Source organism: Pseudomonas sp., assembly GCF_048265905.1.
Classification (GTDB): Bacteria; Pseudomonadota; Gammaproteobacteria; order Pseudomonadales; family Pseudomonadaceae; genus Aquipseudomonas.
The window spans coordinates 17260-37491 of record NZ_JBLXAP010000001.1 but is presented as its reverse complement, the minus strand read 5'-3'; the positions used below and the strand labels follow the sequence as shown (position 1 = coordinate 37491).

Below are 20232 nucleotides of genomic sequence, written 5' to 3'. Positions count from 1 at the left end.
GCTGAATCATAAAAGCGGCTAGTGTACGGTATCCACCTAGCTCGCTTTAACCCCGGAGTGAAGATGCACGTAAATCAATCTGATTTAACCCGTTTGGCGGTACATTTAGGTCGCAAGCTGACTGAGTTGCATGCGCAAGTCAGCACGGCTGAATCCTGTACGGGTGGTGGTATTGCTGAGGCGATTACCCGCGTTCCAGGTAGCTCTGCCTGGTTTGAGGCGGGGTATGTGACCTATTCAAATGCACAAAAAACCAAGCAGCTTGGCGTTGGGCCTGAATTGTTTGTGCTGTTGGGTGCAGTGAGCCGAGAAGTGGTCGAGGCCATGGTGCGTGGGGCGCAAGCGCAAAGTGGCGCGCACTATGCCGTCGCGGTTAGCGGCGTAGCCGGGCCGGACGGTGGCTCTGACGAGAAGCCTGTTGGCACCGTTTGGCTGGCGTGGGGCGACTCTGAGCAAGTGTATAGCGTGCGTAAACAGTTTGCCGGTGATCGCCAAAGTGTCCGCCGACAAACGGTTATAGCCGCGCTAGAGGGGCTTATACGCCTCGTAGAAAAAGAAAATCCAACTCTGGGGTAGGCGGGCGGCCAAGCCTATGGAATAATACTGGCTACTTATACAGTTGTTGGCGGCCGTCAGGCCCTCTTGATCACGTGAGGACTTCAATGGACGAGAATAAGAAGCGCGCTCTGGCTGCTGCCCTTGGCCAGATTGAAAAGCAGTTTGGTAAAGGCGCTGTCATGCGCATGGGCGATCATGATCGTCAGGCAATCCCGGCAATTTCGACCGGCTCTTTGGGCTTGGATATTGCGCTGGGTATTGGCGGTTTGCCAAAAGGTCGTATCGTCGAAATTTACGGTCCGGAATCTTCGGGTAAAACCACACTGACTCTGTCGGTAATTGCTGAAGCACAAAAGCTTGGCGCTACCTGTGCATTCGTCGACGCCGAGCACGCGCTTGATCCTGAATACGCAGGCAAGCTCGGGGTAAACGTTGATGACCTGCTGGTTTCGCAACCAGACACCGGTGAGCAAGCACTGGAAATCACCGATATGTTGGTGCGCTCAAACGCAGTCGACGTAATCGTAGTCGACTCCGTGGCTGCGTTAGTGCCAAAAGCTGAAATCGAAGGCGAGATGGGTGACATGCACGTCGGCCTGCAAGCCCGTTTGATGTCGCAGGCACTGCGTAAAATTACCGGTAACATCAAGAACGCCAATTGTTTGGTGATCTTCATCAACCAGATCCGCATGAAAATCGGTGTGATGTTCGGCAGCCCTGAAACCACCACCGGTGGTAACGCGCTGAAGTTCTATGCCTCGGTACGTTTGGATATTCGCCGTACTGGCGCGGTTAAAGAAGGCGACGAAGTCGTCGGTAGTGAAACCCGCGTGAAAGTGGTGAAAAACAAAGTTGCACCGCCATTCCGTCAGGCTGAGTTCCAGATTCTGTACGGCAAGGGTATCTACCGTAATGGCGAAATCATCGACCTCGGTGTGCTGCACGGTTTCCTGGAAAAATCAGGCGCTTGGTACAGTTATCAAGGCAGCAAGATTGGCCAGGGCAAGGCAAACTCAGCCAAGTACTTGGAAGACAATCCAGAGGTTGCCCGCACCGTTGAAGGCTTGATCCGTGAAAAACTGCTGGTTCCAGTAACGCCTGCCAAGGTGGGTGCTGAAGCGCTGGTTGATGCTGAAGTCGACGCCTGATCGGTGACATGTAGGTGAGCAGCGCCATACTCGACAACCCAGTGGCCGTCAGGCGAGCAGCGATGGATTTGCTGGCTCGTCGCGAACATGGGCGTGTTGAGTTGGTGCGCAAGTTGCGTCAGCGCGGCGCAACGGATGATTTGATCGACCCAGCCCTTGACCGATTAACGGAAGAGGGTTTGTTGTCTGAAGCGCGCTATCTGGAAAGTTTTATCCGCTACCGCGCCCGCTCGGGCTACGGTCCTGTGCGCATACGTGAAGAACTGACACAGCGGGGCTTGGTTCGCACCGAGATTGAGCAGGCGTTAGCCGACAGCGGCATTGACTGGGCAGAGCAGCTTGCTGATGTATGGCAACGCAAATATGCCGGGCAGTTACCGCAAGATATGCGGGAGCGCGCCAAGCAAGGTCGCTTTCTAAGCTATCGGGGCTATCCGCTTGAGCTTATTAGCAAGTTACTGCGCGGACGGCTTAACGATTAAGTAACCACTATAAAAACTGCACAAGCTTATGTTGGGGCAGCCCTTGCTGCGGCAGCCGGTGCTGGGTTGGCCCGTGCTGTAGCACTTTTACAGGCTTCCTAACTATTGGTTTCACTCGCTAGACCAATTTTCGCGCAGGTTAATGAAGTCAATTAGCTCGCGCAGACGCCCGTGGTTGCGTCCGTTGAAGTCGAAGACCAAGCGCGGCAGGCCTGCTAATTCGTCAGCGTCCTGACTGTCATCTGCTCGCTCAAGCAACTCGAAGTCGCCAGTTTTAGAGATGTCACTGAACTGGCTGCTTATAGTCATTAGCGCCGCATTATTGAGTGGGTGATTGAGGCGAATGATGTAGCGTTTGTTTAACCAGCGACTGGAGTTGTAGTTGCTGTAAAACTGGCTGATATGCTCAACGGCAGCATCAGCGCTATAAACCAGAGTCATTAAGTTGAGGTCGCTGGCTAGAATATAGCCACTGTCTTTGAGTTGGCGCTCAATGAACTGCAACGCCTCTTGCCAGAAGTTTCCATCGGGCTGATCAAGTAGAACCACAGGCACTATTGGGCTTTTCCCGGTTTGAATCAGGGTCAATACTTCAATAGCCTCATCCAGTGTGCCGAAACCGCCCGGGCATAGCACAAGTGCGTCTGCTTCCTTGACGAAAAACAGTTTGCGTAAAAAGAAGAAGTGGAACGAGAGTAGATTACTGGTTCCGCTGACCGTTGCATTGGCGCTTTGCTCAAAGGGCAGCGTGATATTGAAACCCAGGCTGCTGTCTACGCCAGCACCTTCGTGAGCGGCCGCCATAATCCCGCCACCTGCACCGGTTACGACCATCAAGTCGTGACGAGCAAGTTGGGCTCCCAGTTCACGAGCCAGTTGGTAAATGGGATGGTCAACCGGCGTACGTGCAGAACCAAAAACGGTGACTTTGCGCCGTCGTTTGAACTGTTCAAGTACAGAAAAGGCACGTTCCATTTCACGTAATGTCTGCAGCATGATTTTCGCGTCCCAGCGATTGCGATCTGCTTGGCCCATTCGAATAATGGTGATCAGCATTTCCCGGTACAGTTCTCGGTTGAGACTGTTCGGGGGGGCAATCAGCGAGGTCAACTCGTCAACTTTACTGCGCAGGTCGATGCCGCTGGTTTGAAAATGCCGAGCAAGGTAGTCATCCGGTTCATCAGGCATGGGGTGTCTCCGTGGCAGATTTAGACCCGATCCATCAAAGATATGACGTTAAGAGTATGGCTTTGCTGTGACGAGTCTGCCGGTCAGTACTGGCTGCAGATGAAGAAGAGATGCATGTGCAACCTTGCGCTGCACATGCCTTTAACGGGCTTATTGACCGCAGTCGGCTTTGTCGAACGTCTCGCGAACAATTGGCTTGTTGGTTTTGTACTCAGTGAATTCATAGCGCAATTCTGCGCCTTCGTTGAGTAGCTTATGAAACCCGCCGTTGCTGCATACACTCTTTCCAAGCTGTGAGCGCACTGCGTCGAGGTTGTTGCGCATTTGTGCCGCATGGCGAGGGCGAACGCTAAGATGATTGATTAGCGTATGACCTTCTACGGTATAGCCTTGGTCGAGAATATCCGCATTGATTGCGCGAGGTGTGCCGACGCTGCTTTCCTGAGCGACGCTTTGCAGCATTTTGGTCAGCTCATACTCTTTAAGCGAAGACGCATGGGCAGTAAAGGGTAGGCTCAGGGCCAGAGTTAGGGCAGTTAGGCGTAACATCCAAGTCTCCACAGTCATTTCAATCCTTCGACAGGTAAGCACCCGTAGAGGTTCAGCTGGGGCCTATGATAACCCTCAAGTACCCGTTTGTACCTTCGCTGACAACAAAATCTTGCCAGGCGCTTACATCGGTCAGTTGAGCCAGAGTGGTTGGGCTTTGTTAGACTGCGCGCCGATTAATGCAGGATTGACTATGCAACGTTTTTTTCCCCATGGCCAACGCTCATGAGCCACGCCGTAGCGCGATTACGTGATGTGCGTTTAGCGCGCAGTGAAAAACCATTTCTGGCGCGTGGCTCCAAGGCGGTGCGCTGTAATCAATGCCGAATTGCCCTGACCCATTGTTTGTGCGCGTGGCGCCCGAATGTCGAGGCGCAGTCAGCCATGTGCTTGATAATGCATGACGTAGAGGTGCTCAAGCCGAGTAACACCGGCTGGCTCATTGCTGATGTTGTCACTGATACCAGTGCCTTTGGCTGGCTTCGTACAGAAGTTGATCCGGCCTTAACCGCGCTGCTGAGTGATCCGCAATGGCAGCCTTATCTGGTCTTTCCCGGCGAATATGTGGCGCCTGAACGGGTTGTCAGCGAGGTCAACGTTGCGCCAGGCAAGAGGCCGTTGTTTGTGCTGCTGGATGCGACATGGACCGAAGCGCGCAAGATGTTCCGCAAAAGTCCATACCTCGATAATTTGCCGGTGTTGAGTCTGGAGCCTGAGCGTCTGTCGCGTTATCACCTGCGCCGCTCAACCCGCAATGAGCAGTTGTGTACCGCAGAAGTCGCAGCGTTATGCCTTGAATTAGCCGGTGATCAACGCGCTGCAGATGCTCTAAATGCCTATTTTGATGTGTTCAGTCAGCACTATTTAGCGGCCAAGGCGCCACGTGCAGTTAATTTAGCTGATCCTGTGCATCGCCGGTTACAACCGTTTCTGTAGTTCACATAAATCCCTGACGCCATCTTCTCGCAGGGATTTCTTTGCGATTATGCGGGTGTAGCTGTGTTAACAATTGCGGGCTTTTTCGGCCAGAGTTGGGCCAGGAGCATGCCGCCAAACATTAGTGCGCAGCCGATATAGCCACGAATATCAAGTGTCTCGTGGAGCAGGATCGCACCGGCAATCGCAGCAAATACGGCTTCCAGAGACAGAATAATTGCAGCATGAGAGGCAATGGCGTGCTTTTGCGCCACCACCTGCAGGGTGAAGCCAATCGCGACTCCAAAGATCCCTCCGTAAATGATCGCCGGGGCGGCTGCAATGATCGCGTCCAGTGCAAAGGGCTCGAATATCAGCGCCAGGATCATGCTAATTGCAGCGCAGGTGATGAATTGGATAACCGCCAAGCGTAGAGGATCATGACGGCTCGCAAAAAAGCCGACCAGCAACACATGAATACCCCAGACAAAGGCCCCAGCAAGTTGCAGCCAATCACCCGAAGCTACTGTAAAACCATCGCCCACGCTCAACAGAAACATACCGATAACGGCCAGGCTCGCGCCGAGCCAGATACCCATACCGCTACGCTGACCGATAAACAGTCCGAGTATGGGCACGATAATCACGTAAAGACCGGTGATGAATCCGGAGTTGGTGACGCTGGTGAACAGCAGTCCAACTTGCTGTAAGTTAATACCAATTGCCAGCGCCAGACCCATGATTGCACCGCCGAACAACAAGCTTTTATCCAGCGCTGGTTTGCTCGCAGATTTGCTGCGGGTCAGCAGGGGTAGGATTGCAAGTAGCACGACAGCGGCTAAAGAGAAGCGCAAGCCGCTGTATAAAAATGGCCCGACTGAGTCCATGCCCATGCGTTGTGCAACAAATGCGGAGCCCCAGATGATGGCGGTTATTAGCATCAAAAGGTCGGCGCGCAGAGCTTGGCTTCGCATAAAAAGGCTCATGAATAAGAAAGGCGCTGACTTTGCCGGAAAGTATTGCGCTTGACCACCCCGTCATCGCTCGGCATGCTGGGCGCCGCCTCAGGCGCATTTGCGGCTCACACGTAGTGTGGAGGTTGCTAGAGTGTAAAGTTAAATACCTGTTGAAGTACCTCTCATGTAGCCCTAATAACAATAACGGGATCTGCCATGGCTGTTTACGAAATCCTGATTGCTGATGACCACCCTTTGTTTCGCAGTGCATTGCAACAAGCACTGACACTGGGTTTAGGGCCGGATGTACGGTTGGTTGAAGCAGCAAGCATTGCTGAATTAGAAAGTCGTTTGACTGAAAAGCCGGATTGGGATCTGGTGCTGCTCGACCTGAATATGCCGGGGGCCTATGGCTTTTCCGGCTTGGTATTGTTACGTGGCCAATATCCACAAATACCAGTGGTGATGATTTCCGCGCAGGAAGAGTCTGCGGTTGTACTGCGTTCCAAAGAGTTTGGGGCCAGTGGGTTCATTCCTAAATCCAGCTCGCTGGAAACCATTCAGCAAGCCGTTCGTCTGGTTCTGGACGGTGAGGCTTGGTGGCCGGAAATCAGTGCTGAGGCGCAAAGCGTAACCGCTGAGGCCAAGGCTGCAAGTGCCGGGCTGGCTAGCTTGACGCCGCAGCAGTTTCGGGTTTTGACCATGGTTTGCGAAGGGCTGCTGAACAAGCAAATCGCCTATGAGTTGGGAGTTTCAGAGGCGACGGTCAAGGCGCATGTCACTGCGATATTTCGCAAATTAGGTGTGCGTACGCGCACCCAGGCGGCATTATTGCTGCAACAGCTTGAAAGCATTCCTAACGCTGCGACGGTTTGAATTGATTAATTGCTCCGGCTAACGGGATGTAGCCACTTCTATCCGCTGAAAAAAAATCAGACTTTTAGCGCCGCATTGGCGTAGCCTGCCGTCTTTTTTCAGTTAGTGGTTATTAAACTATGTCTCCATTTAAAGGCCAGACAGGCCTTAAACGCATCCTCAATGCGACCGGCTATTCACTCGATGGGTTGCGCGCAGCATTTACCGGTGAGGCTGCATTTCGTCAGTTGGTACTGCTTAATGTGGTGATGATTCCGCTGGCGTTCGTTTTTGATGTAAGCAAAGGCGAGCGCGCATTGATGGTTGCGGTGTGCTTGCTGGCATTGATTGTTGAGTTACTCAACTCTGCGGTTGAAGCGGCGATTGACCGTATCTCACTGGACCTGCATCCACTGTCAAAGAATGCCAAGGACATGGGCAGCGCAGCTCAGTTTGTTTCGCTTTCTTTGATTGGCAGTGTCTGGCTGATTATTCTTCTGGGCTAGTACTTGCGATTGCCCTTGAATCATCCTTAGGCAATTGTCGGTAAGACGATCTCATCGCTACGGGTTACCCCGGCAGTCAGGGTTTGGCACAGTTCGAGAAATGCACGCATCGCCGCTGTTTGATACTTTTGTTGGTGCCAGATGAAGTAGAACTGCCGACGCAGATCCAGGTCCGGGCTTTCTACAGGCACTAAGCTGCCGCGGCGAAATGCGTCTCGTAACGCAAGGCGTGAGATACAACCGATTCCCAAACCTGACTCAACCGCGCGTTTTATCGCCTCGGTGTGCTCGAGTTCCAGACGAATATTCAGCGGGTTAGGGTGATGGCGCATGGCTTGATCAAAGGTTAGGCGAGTGCCTGAGCCTTTTTCACGAAGTATCCAGGCTTCACGGCTGAGCGCCTCAACGCTGGCAGTTTTGGATTGAGCCAGAGGATGCTGCGGCGCACAAAAGACTACCAACTCATCCTCCACCCACGGCTGCACGTCAATGTCTGGATGCTGGCAGTCGCCTTCAATCAAGCCCAGATCCAATTCATAGTGAGCCACTTGCTGGACCACATGGGCGGTGTTGTGAACCTGTAGCTTTACCCGGCATTCGGGATACAGCTGCATGAAGTTACCAATCAATAGCGTTGCCAGATAATTACCGACGGTAAGAGTGGCACCGACATTCAGCGTGCCAAAACCGCTTTTTCCGGCCAATAAGCGCTCAATCTCTTTAGAGCGATCAATCAACGCAACCGCTTGCGGCAGCAACTGATGGCCCAATGCGTTGAGAGTTAAACGTTTGCCCGCGCGATCAAAAAGCTGGCAATCAGTCTGACGCTCAAGTTCGGTGACTGAGGTGCTGGTGGCCGACTGCGACAACGACAAAGACTCGGCCGCACGCGACACGCTTTCTTGTTGGGCGACGGCAACAAATACTTGAAGTTGTCTAAGAGTAAATCGCATATCTATATAACCGATAACCTATATCTTAATAATTCACTTAACAGATATTCTGCGTGCCTCTAGAATGCAGCGCAAATACCCGCAGTGGGTAGCTTAATTTAGTGAGGATACCTGCATGAGCAATTTGAACGTCGAGCGTGTGCTCAGCGTCCACCACTGGAATGACACGCTGTTCAGCTTTAAGACCACCCGTAATGCCGGGCTGCGTTTTGAAAATGGTCAGTTTGTAATGATCGGTTTGCAGCAGGACACTGGCCGCCCACTGATGCGTGCTTACTCTATCGCCAGTCCGAACTATGAAGAACACCTCGAGTTCTTCAGTATCAAGGTTCAAGATGGCCCGTTAACCTCGCAACTTCAGCACCTCAAGCCTGGCGATGAGTTGATGGTGAGCCGCAAGCCAACCGGCACCTTGATTCTTGATGACCTGTTGCCAGGTAAGCACCTTTATCTGTTGAGCACGGGTACCGGTCTGGCGCCGTTCATGAGCGTAATTCAAGACCCTGAAACCTATGAACGCTACGAGAAAGTGGTGCTGGTTCATGGTGTTCGTTACGTTAACGAAGTGGCGTACCGTGAGTTCATCACTGAACATTTGCCGAAGAATGAATACTTCGGTGATGCCCTGAAAGAGAAGCTCATCTACTACCCAACTGTGACCCGTGAAGAGTTCGAGAATCAGGGCCGCCTGACTGATTTGATGCGCAGCGGCAAGTTGTTCCGCGACATTGGCTTGCCGCCAATCAACGCACAAGACGACCGCGCAATGATTTGCGGTAGCCCGAGCATGCTCGATGAAACCAGTGCTGTGCTGGATAGCTTTGGCTTGAAAGTATCTGCACGCATGGGCGAGCCGGGTGATTACTTGATCGAGCGGGCTTTCGTCGAGAAGTAAGTCGTTAGCAAAAAGAATCCCACCAAACGGTGGGATTTTTTTTGCTGAAAAAAAGCCCCGCATGAAGCGAGGCGAAGGGAGGGTGTTGGGTACTGGCAAGCAGCATCCAATACAACCCAGCATTTGCAGTTGTTACAGCATGGCCAGCAAGCCAGCATGAGGCATGGCTTGGAAGTCGATCGACATCATCAGGCTCAAAGCGCTGATTGTGACGATGGAAAAAGCGAACAACTTTCGGGCCCAGAGCCGATCATCCACAGCACGGTAGCCGGACAGGGCAATCACCAACCACCAGGCACTGACCAACAGGGCGACAAGCAGGTAGCCATAGCCCGCGAAGCCGGTCAGGGTGAGTAGCAGTGAAGCGCCAGTAAACGCCAGAATGTACAGCACGATCTGCAGCTTGGTTACGTCGATCCCACGTTTGACCGGAAGTACCGGGATACCCGCCGCCTTGTAGTCATTCAAGCGGAATATTGCGATGGCGTAGGAGTGCGGCATCTGCCACAGACAGAAGATCAGCAATAGCAGCGCCGCACCTGTGTCGAATTGACCGGTGACCGCGCAATAACCCACTACCGGCGGCATGGCCCCGGACAAACTGCCGACCAGGGTGCCGTACTCAGATGTGCGCTTGAGCCACAGGCTGTAGAAACCCACATAGATCACAAAGCCAATGGCGGCCAGTTCGGTTGCCAGCGCAGTGGTTTCGAACCAGAGCAGGCTGAATCCGGCGATGCCCAGTACCACACCGTGAGCCAGCGCTGCCTTGAGCGAAATCTTGCCGGTGACCAGCACGCGGTCGCGGGTGCGCTGCATATGCTGGTCGATATCGCGATCAATGCAGTTGTTCAGCACGCATCCGCTGGCCACCACCAGCGACAAACCGATCACGGTGGACAGCAGCAACTTCAGGTCGATATGGCCCTGCGCCGCAAGAAAATAGCCACCCGCAACAGCGATCAGATTGCCGAAGATGATCCCCGGCTTGGTGATCAGGAGATAGCGTTTGAACTTCATGGTCACATCCAGGGCATCATCAGTTGGTCGGCATTGACCATGATCCAGATCGCCAGGCCCACCAGCATCACAATGATCAATACCGTGAACAGAAAGGCCAGCAAGTTCCAGCGACCTTCCGATGAGGTGTTCATGTGCAGGAAGCAAACCAGGTGCACCAGGATCTGCACCACACCCAACACGACCATGCTGGTTAGTGCGACGTTGCGCGAAAAATGACCGCTCATGACCATGGCGAACGGAATCACCGTGAGAATGACTGAAAGGATGAAACCGATAGCGTAGGACCGCACGCTGCCGTGGCTTTCACCGGCATGGCTCTGTGCATGTGCGTGGCTCATTGGGCAACTCCCATCAGGTAGACAACAGTGAAGACGCAGATCCAGACGATATCGAGGAAGTGCCAGAACAGGCTCAGGCACGACAATCGGGTTGTGTTCTGCGGTGTCAGGCCACGGCTGTAAACCTGGGCCATCATCACCACCATCCACACCAGGCCTGCAGTTACGTGCAAGCCGTGCATGCCAACCAGGGTGAAAAACGAGGACAGGAATGCGCTGCGGTTTGGCCCGAAGCCTTCCATGATCAGGTGATGGAACTCGTTGATCTCCATGCCGATAAAGCCAAGGCCGCAGAGGAACGTCAGGAACAGCCAGGCAATGGTCTTGCCCTTGTCTGCCTTGTGGGCAGCCAACATGGCCATGCCGTAGGTGCAACTGCTGACCAGCAGTAATGCGGTTTCGACCAGCACATAAGGCAGCTCGAAAATGTCCTTGCCGCTTGGGCCGCCAGCGGTGTGGTTAACCAAGACTGCGTAAGTGGCGAACACGCTGGCGAACAGGATGCAGTCGGTCATCAGGTACAGCCAGAAGCCAAATACCGTCATGTCGCCGCTGTCGTGATCGTGGTCATGATCATGGGCCTGGCTGGCGCCGTGTTGAGAATCAAGGATTGCCGTAGACATGCGGGTTACACCTCTTGCGCGAGTTGTTGGGCGTGTTGCGCACGGTTTTGGGGATGTCCAGCCTCGCGTGGGAAGCGCTGGCTTTCGATGCGTTCGATTTCATCCGGCTGCACGTAGTAGTCAACGTCCTGGTTGTAGCTGCGCACGATGAAAGTGGCGACCATGCCGATAAAGCTCAGGCCAGCCAGCCACCAGATGTGCCAGATCATGGCGAAGCCGAATACGGCACCAACCAGGCCGATAACCAAGCCAGCAGCGGTGTTCTTTGGCATATGGATCGGGCTGTAGCTGGCAGGGCGCAGATAAGCCGTGTCGTTTTCTTTCATCTCGTGGAACGCGTCGACAGCATGCACTGTAGGTAGCTGGGCAAAGTTGTAGAACGGCGGCGGCGAGGAGGTTGACCATTCCAGGGTACGGCCACCCCAAGGGTCGCCGGTGTGGTCGCGCAGCGCATCACGGTTCTTGATGCTGACCAGGATCTGGGCGATCTGGAAGGCAATCCCGCAGAAGATCAGCACGGCACCACAGAAGGCAACAATCAGGTACGGATGCCACAGTGGGTTGTCGTAATGATTCAGGCGTCGGGTCATACCCATGAAGCCCAGTACGTACAGCGGCATGAACGCCACGAAGAAACCGGTAATCCAGCACCAGAAGGCGTACTTGCCCAGCCGCTCGTCGAGCTTGAAACCGAAGGCTTTGGGGAACCAGAACGTGAAGCCAGCCAGATAACCGAACACCGCACCACCAATGATTGTGTTGTGGAAGTGGGCGATCAGAAATAGGCTGTTGTGCAACACATAGTCGGCGCCCGGTACGGCCAACAGCACACCAGTCATGCCGCCAACGGTGAAGGTCACCATAAAGCCTAAAGTCCAGAGCACTGGCGTGGTGAAGTGCAGGCGGCCACGGAAGATGGTGAACAGCCAGTTGAAAAGCTTCACCCCGGTTGGAATCGAGATAATCATGGTGGCAACGCCGAAGAAAGCGTTGACGTTGGCACCCGAGCCCATGGTGAAGAAGTGGTGCAACCAGACCACGAAGCCCAGCACGGTGATCGCCGCAGTTGCCCAGACCATAGAGGTGTAGCCGAACAGGCGCTTACCGGTGAAGGTGGAGATCACTTCCGAGAACACACCGAATGCCGGCAGGATCAGGATATACACCTCTGGGTGGCCCCAGGCCCAGAACAGGTTGATGTACATCATGGCGTTGCCGCCCAGTTCGTTGGTGAAGAAGTGCATGTCCAGGTAACGGTCAAGACTCAGCAACGCCAGCGTAGCGGTAAGGATCGGGAACGACGCGACAATCAGGATATTGGTGAACGTGCAGGTCCAGGTGAAGATCGGCATCTGCATCAGCTTCATGCCTGGGGTACGCATCTTCAGTACGGTGACCAGGAAGTTAACCCCGGTCAGCAACGTTCCTAAGCCGGATAACTGCAAAGCCCAGATGTAATAGTCGACACCCACGCCCGGACTGTAGCCAAGCTCCGAAAGAGGCGGGTAAGCCACCCAGCCAGTGCGAGCAAACTCACCAACACCGAGTGAAAGGTTAACCAGAATCGCGCCGGCCACGAACAACCAGAAGCTCAACGAGTTAAGGAATGGGAACGCCACGTCACGAGCGCCGATCTGCAGCGGCACGGCGATGTTCATCAAACCGACCATAAACGGCATGGCCATGAAAATGATCATGATCACACCGTGGGCGGTGAATATCTGGTCATAGTGCTCGGGCGGCAGGAAGCCATGGTTGGCGCCTTCGGCCATGGCCAACTGGCCGCGCATCATGATGGCGTCGGCAAAACCGCGCAGCAGCATGATCATGGCAACGAAGATGTACATCACACCGATTTTCTTGTGGTCGACCGAGGTCAGCCACTCGGTCCACAAATAGGACCACTTACGGAAATAGGTCAGCGCGGCCACGATGGCCAGGCCAAGCAGGGCAACAACACCCAAGGTGCCCATAATGATGGGGACGTCCAGGGGCACTGCGTCGAGCGTTAACAAGCCAAACATCAGTGATTACTCCTCGATACTCGCGTTCATGGGCATGTGCATGTCTTTCATATCCTGCATCTCACCTTTGGTCTCAGCGCCAAGCTGCGGCGTTGATGGGCCGTGCATGTATTGCATGAGAATTGAGTTGTAGAGCGTCGGGCTGACAGAGGAGAAGTACTGCGCCGGATCGTTTTCGCTTGGTTTGACCAGCTCCGGGTAGTTGCTCTGATCCAACGTTTTCGGTGCCGCCTTGACCTTGGCAACCCAGTCGTCGAAGCCTTTTTCCGAGGTGGCGATAGCCTGGAATTTCATGCCGGAGAAACCATCGCCGCTGAAGTTCGAGGACAGGCCGTCGAAGGTGCCTTCAAAGTTGGCGATCAGGTGCAGCTTGGTTTGCATGCCAGCCATGGAATAAATCTGGCTGCCGAGTTGCGGGATGAAGAACGAGTTCATCGCATTCTGCGAAGTAATTTGGAAGTTCACCGGTGTATCGGTGGGGAAGGCGATCTCGTTGATCGTGGCAATGCCTTGCTCGGGATAGATGAACAGCCACTTCCAGTCCAGCGACACCGCCTGAATCACCACCGGTTTAACATCGGAGTCCAACGGGCGATAAGGGTCGAGTTCGTGGGTGGAAGTCCAGGTCAGGGTGCCGAGTACTGCAATGATTGCGCAGGGCACCAACCACACCACCAATTCGATGGGTGTGGAGTGGGACCAGTTCGGCTTGTAAGTCGCCTTGGTATTGGAGGCGCGGTATTTCCAGGCGAATGCCAGGGTCATCACGATGACTGGAATTACCACGATCAGCATCAGCAAGGTGGAGGTGATAATAAGCGACTTTTCATCCATGCCCACCTGACCTTTGGGGTCGAGCAAGGTCATGTTGCAACCGCCGAGCATCAGCAAGGGCAGCCACGACAATTGTTTCAGGTATCCAAGGTACTGCTCAGTTTTCATCTTGCGGCCTTAATGGATAAATTGACTCCGACGCCTCGGTCTTCTCTAACCGAGGTGATGCAGCCGATACAGTTCTGACGGCACCTGCTGTCAGAGGTTTTTTACGCAACAGCCAGCCGCCACCAGAATTCGGGCATGCCTCTCCCGTCTAGTTCTCGCGAGGCGAAACTGAGCTGTGCGCTGTTTGGAATATTGTTAGTCAGCGTATGCAATGACCCGATATGGGCGTGCAGCAGACAATCCTTTGAAGTGAATACCGCTTGTAACCAGCGTAAGCCGAGCGGATTTTCAGCCATGAAGCGCAATGCCTGCGCGTGGTAATAGCTTTCGGCCGATATGTGAATTGGTTCACTGATGCGGCTGAGAAAACGGCACAACCATTACAAATTATTACAGCGGTAACTTCAAGTTACATGTGTCCGCACTGCCTTGTCAGGGCCTGCGCTCAAGGGCTTGATTGATTAAGGGTAAAGCGCTGCAGCCATTGTCTTTGCTGGCCTTTGGCACAATGACTGTTGTCTGGATGGGTGCGACGCCAGGCCGCACTTTTAGAGGTGGGTATTGGGTGTGAAGCTGATGTTAGTCAATAAAGATTGCTGGTTTTTGGGGTATTGCTTCGCTTGGAGGAGCCTGTAGATATGAAACGTGCAGGCATAAAAAAATGCTTCCCGATTGTCCGGGAAGCACCTTCGTGGGCCAGCTATCAAAGGCCCTTCAGCAAAGGGCAAGCTGATACTTAAACAGTCAAAGATTCAAGCCTGTGTTGTAGGGTTGGTCGCTTGGGGTTGGGGGGGTGGCTTTTTGCGTAAGCTGTCGAGTGCAAAATGATCCTCATCCCGCCAAGCCATCACGACAAGACAACCTGCAAATATGATCAGCGATGGATAAAACAATGCGTTGCTGCCGGTAAATATCCAGCTCCACGGATCAATCACCGACTGCCACACGGCCAGCAGAGTGGCAGCGCTGAGTAGCAATTGAATGGGGTAGACCAACCGGCGCATGAGCCCTGCAACTATCAGCAGGCCAACAACCATCTGCAGTACACCGCCCGCTTGCAGCAAGTTATCGAAGGCAATCAGGCCGAAGTAAAACTTGTTGGCGACCGCAAGGCCGTGCTCAACATTGACCACTTTATTGATGCCCCAGATTACCAGTAGCCAACCGAGTGAAATGCGTAGTAGTAACAGGCTCCATTGTTTCATCATCAGGTTATCCGTGAGCAGTAAGAGAAGTACTGATGTGACTGGCTGCTTCACGGTAAATTACAAACACCCTCGGCAAAAGGCTCTATACCAGTCAGTTTGAGGCGGATTTTAGTGAGTTGCGCCTGCTGTAGGCTAGCGCAACAGACTGAGCTCAAGTGCTTGGAACCACTTCCAGTACGCAGATCTGATCCGGTTGCGGATAGTGCCAGCGCACCTCAACATCCCATAAGCGGGTGCCGTAGCGCCGCTCGGGTTGAGGGGTTTGATAAGCCGGGCGCGGGTCTTGAGCCAGGCATTGTTCAATCAGTTCAAGCAAGGGTTGCTGGAGCCGTTGGGCCTGTTCAGTCGCCTGCTGTAAGGCTTGAGGTTGCCAGTTAACCTCGATCAAGCGCGGTGCTGCGTCAGCCATGCTGTTGGTCGCGTTGCTGATGCAGTCGGCGTAGGGCACATAGGGTTTAATATCCAGCACTGGGGTGCCGTCGAGCAGGTCAATGCCCGACAAATACAGCTTGCCCGGCTCGATTTTGTCCAGCGCCACTACTGATTGGCCGATGCCATTAGGCCTGTGTGTCGCGCGAGTGGCGAACACACCCATCGACTGGTTGCCACCCAAACGCGGTGGGCGCACTTTCAGGCGGGGTTTGTCTTCAAGCGCCTGATGAAACAAGAACAGTAGCCAGACATGGCTGACGTGCTCAAGCCCCTGAATGGCTTCCGGCTGGTCAAATGGCGCCACTAACTCCAATACCCCTCGCGCTGCCGGAGCTAAATGCGGCTGACGCGGAATGGCGAATTTCTCTTTGAAGCAAGAGTGCACAAAACCGATGGGCGAAACGGAGTAAGACATTGTGGTTGACCACTGCTGGAGGTCGCTCATCTTAACCGCAAAGCGCCGCTTGCTTTAAGCGCGGCTGTCGCAGCCGCACCTTCGTCTTAAAGGCTGAAGCCACCGTCAATCGGGATGATATTGCCGGTCATGTAGGCGCCTGCGGTACTGGCCAGGCTGATCGCCAAAGCAGCCATTTCTTCTTCACGACCCCAGCGTTTCATCGGTATGACCGCGGTGTCTTCGGCCATTGCTTCGTCATCATTGGCAATGTGTTGGGTCATCTTGCTTGGGAAGCGACCAGGTGCAATCACATTGACGTTGATGTGCTGTTCAACCAGTTCCCGCGCGAGCATCCGCGACAGTTGGTGCAGTGCAGCTTTGCTTGGGCCGTAGGCGTAGGCGTTCTCACCAAGTGAGCTGATGCCGGCCACCGAGCCAATATTGATTATTCGTGCAGGATTGGCGCTGTTCCCGGCTTTTCGCAGCAGTGGCAGTAATTGCTGGATGCAGCTGAAAACCGAGGTGACATTGAGTTGCATGACTTTTTCCCAGCCCTTGACCGGGTAGGACTCAAGCGGTGCGCCCCAAGTCGTGCCTGCGTTGTTGACCAGAATATCGAGCTGGCTAAGTTTGCCACTGAGTTCATGAGCGAGGGCCTGTACGCCTTCTTCTGTCGCCAGGTTAGCGGCGATACCGTGGCAGGTGCCGAAGGCGCTGAGCTCTTCTGCGGTGTCACTGCAGGCCTGAGCGTCGCGGGCGCACACGTAGACTGTGGCGCCTGCTTGGACAAAGGCTTTGGCGATCATCTTGCCGATACCGCGAGTGCCACCGGTAACCAGTGCAGTGCGGTCTTTTAGAGAGAAGTAGGGAAGCATGGCGAGTCCTTTATCAACGGATGCCATCACCCTAATCGGCTAGCGCCAACAGTGGATGCACTATTGTTGGCGCAAATACAGCGCCATGTGTGGCGCGCGATAGCCGGATTCGTGCAGAGCCGTCCAGCGCCGTGGCTCAAGCACTGTTCAACGGTTATTCCACGGCGGCTTGAGGGCGTTCGCGCAGGGTCAGGCCCTTGAGGAAGTTACGCAGGAACTGGTCGCCGCAGGTGCGGTAGTTGCTGTGGCCAAACTTGCGGAACAGGGCGCTCATTTCCGGTTTCGACACCGGGAAATCAACGCTCTGCATGATCGCGTGCATATCATCTTCTTTCAGCTCGAAGGCCACACGCAGCTTTTTCAGCACCATGTTATTGGTCATTGGCAGCTCGAATGGCTGCGCTGGACGGCTGTCGTCCTTGCCGCGCTTGAAGTAAACCAGGCCATCCAGAAAATGTGCCATCAGCTCATCGTCACAGGCGATAAAGCCGTCTTCGTCTTCTTTTTTCAGCAGTGGCTCAAGCTCGGCGGTGGTCACAGTCTTGCCGCTCAGGGCAATGATTTCAGCCAGTTTTGCATCGTTGACATCAAGCATATAGCGCACACTGCGCAGCACATCGTTATTAAGCATTGTGGATTCCTGATAAATGCGCAGACAGGGTTCGAGATTGTCTGCGCTAGAAAATATGGAGTTGGAGCGGAGTTTAGAAGCGTTCTTTCGCCGCTAGATAGCGCCATTGCCCCGGTGCGACTTTCGACATGGGCACGCCGCCGACGCGTATGCGCTTGAAGCTCAATACTTTGAGCCCGACTTCATTGCACATAAATACGATCTGGCCCGGTATTGGGTTTTTCAGGGCGAAACGCAGGCGGGTTTCGTTCTGCCAGCTCACTTTGCAGGGTGGCAAGGCGTAGTTGTTGAAGATCAAACCGTGATTAAGCCGCTTTAGATCACGCTCGCTAAGTTCGCCGCTGACCTCAACTACATACTCCTGCTCCATCTTGACGATGTCGTCACGCAGTTTGCGCTCGATACGCCAGTCCTGGGTCAGTACATGCAAGCCTTCTGCACCGGCTTGCAAAGGAATGCAGGCGGTTAAATTCAACAGGTGGCCTTTCAGGGGGCGGATGCCTGAAGCGTCCTCTGGCCAGTGGCTGGCGGTGCTCAGTTCTTCGGTGATTCGCTCGGCGCTGTTGTGTCCAGGCGGGATATTCACCAGCAAGGTCACCGGGTCCAGCGGTGCGGCAATCGCGTTTGCCAGCAGTTCAACCTGCTGCTCGGCAACCTTGAAATGAGGCGCGTCGATCACTTCGCCATCCACCGTTACCCAGCCGCCTTCAATGTACAGCTCAGCTTCACGTCGGGAGCAACCGACCAGTTCGATCAGGCGTTTGGAAAGGCGTATTGGCTCGGTCATCAGGCAGTCATCAATAAGGTAATCCTCCTATTGTAACTGCCCGCAACGCTTATGTACGGATGACTCGGTGTTTCGGCTGAACATCGGCTGGCTCGAACTGGAGTGCATGAGCCGTTGGTCGCCTATTTATCAAGCTATTCCCACTGAATGGGACTGCTATTTCATTAAGTGAGAAAGTTCGAGCATCCTAAAAGTAAGGAGCGCCCATGAACTACAAAACCCCAACTGATCGCTTGCTACAGATATTGGTCGCCTTGGGTCAAGCCGACGAAGTTATCTCGGCCAAGGAATTATCAGAAAACCTGCAGCAGCCCTTGAGTAGCACTTATCGCCACCTGAAAACCTTGTTGCGCTGGGGCTTGGCCGAGGACAACGGCCAGGGGCGTTACCTGCCTGGGCCAACGTGCATGCAGCTGGCCAAGAAGTTTGATCGTGATGCGGTATTGGTGACATTGGCCAAGCCCGAACTCAAGCGGCTGGCTGAGCTGAGCCGGGAAAGCGTTGCCTTGATGGTGCCAATCAATGGCCAGGCGATATGCGTGGAGTTGGTCGATAGCCAGCAACCCTTGCGCTGCTGTTATCAGAAAGGCCTTGCCCAGCCCTTGTTGATCGGGGCATCTGCTCGCGCATTACTGGCCTTTATGGAGCCGGCACAAAGCCTGGCGATATTGGCAGCCAAAGGAGTCGAGGCGACGGCGCTGGACGACTACATGCGCAATTTTGTCGAAATCAGACAGGCGGGTTATGCCGTTTCTAATGGCGAAATTGATGAAGGCGTCTGGGGTGTTAGTGCGCCGCTATTTGATAGTCGCGAGCGCTTGCAGGCTGTGATCAGCCTGATGGCACCGGCGATTAGAGCAGAGCAACGCAGCGATCAATTGATTCGCTGGACACAGGATGCGGCGCTGCGGGTTAGCGCACGTCTTGATTGAGTATTTAAGAGAGCCAAAGCATGACCGTCACAGCTGATATGCAGGTATGGACCGGCCGCACTGATGCCGCCGAAGGCCAAAGCGCGTTGCGCTGGCATCAGTGGGTTCAGCCCTATGCGTCACAACAGGTATCTGGCGTGACCTTGCTGGGCTTTGCCTGCGACGAAGGCGTCAGGCGCAATCAAGGGCGTATTGGCGCGCGCCAAGGCCCTCAGGTGCTACGCAAGGCCTTGGCCAATCTTGCCTGGCATGGCTCTGCGCCGGTTTATGACGCGGGCGATGTCTGGTGTGAAGCCGATCAACTGGAATCTGCACAACAGCGCTACGCCGCAACAATCACCGAACTGCTCGGCAATGGCCATCGGCCGTTGGGGCTGGGAGGCGGTCACGAGATTGCTTTCGCCAGTTTTACCGGGCTGGCGGATCACCTGCGCAAGCAAGAGCCGACGCCAAAGCTGGGCATTCTCAATTTTGATGCGCACTTTGATTTGCGCTTCGCTGCGCAGAGCAGCTCCGGCACGCCCTTTCTACAGATAGCCGAGTATTGCCAGACAGCAGGCATGGACTTCGAGTACTGCTGCCTGGGCGTCAGTGAGCACAACAATACCCAGTCGCTGTTTGATCAAGCTCAAAGGCTGAATGTTCGTTATTTGCTGGACCGGCAAATGCAAGGCTGGAATCTCGCGGCGATCGAAGCATTTCTCCAAGAGTTTCTGAGCAGCATTGATCACCTGTACATGACGGTCTGCCTCGACGTGCTGCCTGCAAGCCAGGCGCCGGGGGTGAGTGCACCTTCCGCGCATGGTGTGGATGTGATGGTGGTCGAACATCTGGTTCGACTTGCCAAGGCCAGCGGCAAACTGCGCCTGGCCGATATTGCAGAACTTAACCCAAGCCTGGATCAAGACAATCGCACAGCGCGCATCGGTGCCAGGCTGTTGGCCAGCATGGTCGATTGAAGTTTTTGAACCCACTTACCTGATCAGAAAATGATCAGCAATAACAATAGAGAAAG

General features: G+C 54.3%; 23 protein-coding genes. 9 read left to right on the top strand and 14 right to left on the bottom strand.

All coding sequences use genetic code 11. The features are described from left to right. Positions 1-63 precede the first annotated feature (63 nt). From ACN0UH_RS00210 to recX, 3 genes are all read left to right on the top strand, one after another. Positions 64-576 carry a CinA family protein gene (locus tag ACN0UH_RS00210; protein WP_417660163.1) on the top strand — a complete coding sequence of 171 codons (513 nt, stop codon included), beginning with the start codon at positions 64-66 and terminating at the stop codon, positions 574-576. A gap of 86 nt (positions 577-662) precedes the next feature. Further along, positions 663-1706 carry a recombinase RecA gene (recA, locus tag ACN0UH_RS00205; protein WP_417660162.1) on the top strand — a complete coding sequence of 348 codons (1044 nt, stop codon included), beginning with the start codon at positions 663-665 and terminating at the stop codon, positions 1704-1706. Between the two features lie 14 nt (positions 1707-1720). After that, positions 1721-2188 carry a recombination regulator RecX gene (gene recX / locus ACN0UH_RS00200; RefSeq protein WP_417660161.1) on the top strand — a complete coding sequence of 156 codons (468 nt, stop codon included), beginning with the start codon at positions 1721-1723 and terminating at the stop codon, positions 2186-2188. A 111-nt stretch (positions 2189-2299) separates the two neighbouring features. Here the strand turns inward: recX and ACN0UH_RS00195 are convergent, their stop codons facing one another. Together ACN0UH_RS00195 and ACN0UH_RS00190 are read right to left on the bottom strand one after the other, a co-directional pair. After that, entirely contained in the window at positions 2300-3376 is a 1077-nt protein-coding gene (locus ACN0UH_RS00195; RefSeq protein WP_417660160.1) for an LOG family protein, read from the bottom strand. A 150-nt stretch (positions 3377-3526) separates the two neighbouring features. After that, complete coding sequence (locus tag ACN0UH_RS00190; protein WP_417660159.1) at positions 3527-3925, bottom strand: quorum-sensing-regulated virulence factor family protein; 399 nt, start codon at positions 3923-3925, stop codon at positions 3527-3529. 225 nt (positions 3926-4150) lie between these two features. Between ACN0UH_RS00190 and ACN0UH_RS00185 the strand changes: the two genes are divergently transcribed. Beyond that, positions 4151-4861 (top strand): tRNA-uridine aminocarboxypropyltransferase, encoded by a 711-nt coding sequence (locus ACN0UH_RS00185; RefSeq protein ID WP_417660158.1) that lies wholly within the window; start codon positions 4151-4153, stop codon positions 4859-4861. A 47-nt stretch (positions 4862-4908) separates the two neighbouring features. Here ACN0UH_RS00185 and ACN0UH_RS00180 read toward each other — a convergent pair whose 3' ends face one another. After that, positions 4909-5814, bottom strand: coding sequence for a DMT family transporter (locus tag ACN0UH_RS00180; RefSeq protein ID WP_417660157.1), 906 nt, complete (start codon positions 5812-5814; stop codon positions 4909-4911). A gap of 198 nt (positions 5815-6012) precedes the next feature. On the opposite strand from ACN0UH_RS00180, the gene erdR reads away from it, so the two are divergent. After that, a complete protein-coding gene (gene erdR / locus ACN0UH_RS00175) occupies positions 6013-6672 on the top strand; it encodes a response regulator transcription factor ErdR (protein WP_417660156.1) in 660 nt (219 codons plus the stop codon). 119 nt (positions 6673-6791) lie between these two features. Continuing rightward, a complete protein-coding gene (locus ACN0UH_RS00170; protein WP_417660155.1) occupies positions 6792-7157 on the top strand; it encodes a diacylglycerol kinase in 366 nt (121 codons plus the stop codon). A gap of 26 nt (positions 7158-7183) precedes the next feature. Here the strand turns inward: ACN0UH_RS00170 and ACN0UH_RS00165 are convergent, their stop codons facing one another. Continuing rightward, positions 7184-8110 (bottom strand): LysR family transcriptional regulator, encoded by a 927-nt coding sequence (locus tag ACN0UH_RS00165; RefSeq protein ID WP_417660154.1) that lies wholly within the window; start codon positions 8108-8110, stop codon positions 7184-7186. A 115-nt stretch (positions 8111-8225) separates the two neighbouring features. On the opposite strand from ACN0UH_RS00165, the gene fpr reads away from it, so the two are divergent. Beyond that, positions 8226-9005, top strand: coding sequence for a ferredoxin-NADP reductase (gene fpr / locus ACN0UH_RS00160; RefSeq protein WP_417660153.1), 780 nt, complete (start codon positions 8226-8228; stop codon positions 9003-9005). A 132-nt stretch (positions 9006-9137) separates the two neighbouring features. On the opposite strand, the gene cyoE is transcribed toward fpr, so the two are convergent. The 10 genes from cyoE to ACN0UH_RS00110 form a co-directional block, all read right to left on the bottom strand. Further along, positions 9138-10025: a heme o synthase gene (cyoE, locus tag ACN0UH_RS00155; protein WP_417660152.1), complete on the bottom strand. Its 888-nt coding sequence runs from the start codon at positions 10023-10025 to the stop codon at positions 9138-9140. Between the two features lie 2 nt (positions 10026-10027). Beyond that, entirely contained in the window at positions 10028-10366 is a 339-nt protein-coding gene (locus ACN0UH_RS00150) for a cytochrome o ubiquinol oxidase subunit IV (RefSeq protein ID WP_417660151.1), read from the bottom strand. Then, a complete protein-coding gene (cyoC, locus tag ACN0UH_RS00145) occupies positions 10363-10989 on the bottom strand; it encodes a cytochrome o ubiquinol oxidase subunit III (protein ID WP_417660150.1) in 627 nt (208 codons plus the stop codon). The genes ACN0UH_RS00150 and cyoC overlap by 4 nt, the downstream gene beginning before the upstream one ends. Before the next feature lie 5 nt (positions 10990-10994). Continuing rightward, positions 10995-13013 (bottom strand): cytochrome o ubiquinol oxidase subunit I, encoded by a 2019-nt coding sequence (gene cyoB, locus ACN0UH_RS00140; protein ID WP_417660149.1) that lies wholly within the window; start codon positions 13011-13013, stop codon positions 10995-10997. A gap of 6 nt (positions 13014-13019) precedes the next feature. Continuing rightward, a complete protein-coding gene (gene cyoA / locus ACN0UH_RS00135) occupies positions 13020-13955 on the bottom strand; it encodes a ubiquinol oxidase subunit II (protein WP_417660148.1) in 936 nt (311 codons plus the stop codon). A 752-nt stretch (positions 13956-14707) separates the two neighbouring features. After that, the gene (locus ACN0UH_RS00130; RefSeq protein WP_417660147.1) at positions 14708-15163 is read right to left on the bottom strand and encodes a DoxX family protein; all 456 of its coding nucleotides are present in this window, start codon (positions 15161-15163) and stop codon (positions 14708-14710) included. 151 nt (positions 15164-15314) lie between these two features. Further along, entirely contained in the window at positions 15315-16010 is a 696-nt protein-coding gene (gene tsaA / locus ACN0UH_RS00125) for a tRNA (N6-threonylcarbamoyladenosine(37)-N6)-methyltransferase TrmO (RefSeq protein ID WP_417660146.1), read from the bottom strand. 86 nt (positions 16011-16096) lie between these two features. Continuing rightward, positions 16097-16867, bottom strand: coding sequence for an SDR family oxidoreductase (locus ACN0UH_RS00120; RefSeq protein ID WP_417660145.1), 771 nt, complete (start codon positions 16865-16867; stop codon positions 16097-16099). Between the two features lie 154 nt (positions 16868-17021). Then, positions 17022-17498 (bottom strand): DUF1456 family protein, encoded by a 477-nt coding sequence (locus ACN0UH_RS00115; protein ID WP_417660144.1) that lies wholly within the window; start codon positions 17496-17498, stop codon positions 17022-17024. Positions 17499-17571: 73 nt separating this feature from the next. Then, entirely contained in the window at positions 17572-18285 is a 714-nt protein-coding gene (locus ACN0UH_RS00110; protein ID WP_417660143.1) for an rRNA pseudouridine synthase, read from the bottom strand. Positions 18286-18491: 206 nt separating this feature from the next. Between ACN0UH_RS00110 and ACN0UH_RS00105 the strand changes: the two genes are divergently transcribed. After that, positions 18492-19217 (top strand): IclR family transcriptional regulator, encoded by a 726-nt coding sequence (locus tag ACN0UH_RS00105; protein WP_417660142.1) that lies wholly within the window; start codon positions 18492-18494, stop codon positions 19215-19217. 20 nt (positions 19218-19237) lie between these two features. Beyond that, positions 19238-20176 (top strand): formimidoylglutamase, encoded by a 939-nt coding sequence (gene hutG, locus ACN0UH_RS00100; protein WP_417660141.1) that lies wholly within the window; start codon positions 19238-19240, stop codon positions 20174-20176. The last annotated feature ends 56 nt before the right edge of the window (positions 20177-20232 follow it).

Coding starts and splice junctions, on each gene's coding strand:
- ACN0UH_RS00210 (WP_417660163.1), top strand. CDS start 64: ATGCACGTAAATCAATCTGATTTAACCCGTTTGGCGGTACATTTAGGT.
- recA (WP_417660162.1), top strand. CDS start 663: ATGGACGAGAATAAGAAGCGCGCTCTGGCTGCTGCCCTTGGCCAGATT.
- ACN0UH_RS00195 (WP_417660160.1), bottom strand. CDS start 3,376: ATGCCTGATGAACCGGATGACTACCTTGCTCGGCATTTTCAAACCAGC.
- ACN0UH_RS00190 (WP_417660159.1), bottom strand. CDS start 3,925: ATGTTACGCCTAACTGCCCTAACTCTGGCCCTGAGCCTACCCTTTACT.
- ACN0UH_RS00185 (WP_417660158.1), top strand. CDS start 4,151: ATGAGCCACGCCGTAGCGCGATTACGTGATGTGCGTTTAGCGCGCAGT.
- ACN0UH_RS00180 (WP_417660157.1), bottom strand. CDS start 5,814: ATGCGAAGCCAAGCTCTGCGCGCCGACCTTTTGATGCTAATAACCGCC.
- erdR (WP_417660156.1), top strand. CDS start 6,013: ATGGCTGTTTACGAAATCCTGATTGCTGATGACCACCCTTTGTTTCGC.
- ACN0UH_RS00170 (WP_417660155.1), top strand. CDS start 6,792: ATGTCTCCATTTAAAGGCCAGACAGGCCTTAAACGCATCCTCAATGCG.
- ACN0UH_RS00165 (WP_417660154.1), bottom strand. CDS start 8,110: ATGCGATTTACTCTTAGACAACTTCAAGTATTTGTTGCCGTCGCCCAA.
- fpr (WP_417660153.1), top strand. CDS start 8,226: ATGAGCAATTTGAACGTCGAGCGTGTGCTCAGCGTCCACCACTGGAAT.
- cyoE (WP_417660152.1), bottom strand. CDS start 10,025: ATGAAGTTCAAACGCTATCTCCTGATCACCAAGCCGGGGATCATCTTC.
- ACN0UH_RS00150 (WP_417660151.1), bottom strand. CDS start 10,366: ATGAGCCACGCACATGCACAGAGCCATGCCGGTGAAAGCCACGGCAGC.
- cyoC (WP_417660150.1), bottom strand. CDS start 10,989: ATGTCTACGGCAATCCTTGATTCTCAACACGGCGCCAGCCAGGCCCAT.
- cyoB (WP_417660149.1), bottom strand. CDS start 13,013: ATGTTTGGCTTGTTAACGCTCGACGCAGTGCCCCTGGACGTCCCCATC.
- cyoA (WP_417660148.1), bottom strand. CDS start 13,955: ATGAAAACTGAGCAGTACCTTGGATACCTGAAACAATTGTCGTGGCTG.
- ACN0UH_RS00130 (WP_417660147.1), bottom strand. CDS start 15,163: ATGATGAAACAATGGAGCCTGTTACTACTACGCATTTCACTCGGTTGG.
- tsaA (WP_417660146.1), bottom strand. CDS start 16,010: ATGTCTTACTCCGTTTCGCCCATCGGTTTTGTGCACTCTTGCTTCAAA.
- ACN0UH_RS00120 (WP_417660145.1), bottom strand. CDS start 16,867: ATGCTTCCCTACTTCTCTCTAAAAGACCGCACTGCACTGGTTACCGGT.
- ACN0UH_RS00115 (WP_417660144.1), bottom strand. CDS start 17,498: ATGCTTAATAACGATGTGCTGCGCAGTGTGCGCTATATGCTTGATGTC.
- ACN0UH_RS00110 (WP_417660143.1), bottom strand. CDS start 18,285: ATGACCGAGCCAATACGCCTTTCCAAACGCCTGATCGAACTGGTCGGT.
- ACN0UH_RS00105 (WP_417660142.1), top strand. CDS start 18,492: ATGAACTACAAAACCCCAACTGATCGCTTGCTACAGATATTGGTCGCC.
- hutG (WP_417660141.1), top strand. CDS start 19,238: ATGACCGTCACAGCTGATATGCAGGTATGGACCGGCCGCACTGATGCC.